We start from the raw sequence: 555 nt of genomic DNA, 5'->3' as shown, positions 1-555 counted from the left end.
GAGCCGGGTGTTGCCGTCCATGTGCGGGGTGCCGAGGCCCGCCTTCCCGATCACGCCGAGCGTGTAGTACTCCTCGAGGAAGAGCTGTCCGGTGGTGTAGAAGCCGAAGTGACCCCACCCACCGGGGCCGTCGAGCAGCTCCTTCGACCGGGCGACGACGCGCCCCATCGCGGTGTCCCAGTCGGTCTCCACGAGCCGGCCGCCCTCGCGCACCAGCGGGCGGGTCAGCCGGTCGGGGCTGTGGTTTGCCTGCCAGCCGTAGAGGTCCTTGGGGTCGACGCGGCCCCGGTTGACCCGGTCCACGGCCCGCCCCCGAACGCCGACGATCCGGCCGCCCCTCACCGCGATGTCGAGCGCGTCCCCGTTCGAGTGGAGGATGGACGCGGACTGGATCCAGGTGTCCACGTCCGACTCGCGCAGACCCTCGTCGAGGAAGGTGTCCACCCGCGCCGGCCACTCCTGCCCCGGCCCGTACGGGGTCCAATCACCCCACGGATCGGCGATCCGGTCGACCATGTCCCGCCTCCTCCTCATCACGGAGCCCACACCGGCATC

General features: G+C 71.5%; 1 pseudogene. It reads right to left on the bottom strand.

The window, feature by feature from the left end:
* Positions 1 to 516, bottom strand: a pseudogene (locus SM447_RS29750) (nitrate reductase); the annotation flags it as partial.
* Positions 517 to 555: the final 39 nt, after the last annotated feature.

The organism is Micromonospora aridisoli (assembly GCF_056150025.1).
Note: the sequence above shows the minus strand (reverse complement) of the source record. Positions and strands in the feature narration are given on the sequence as shown.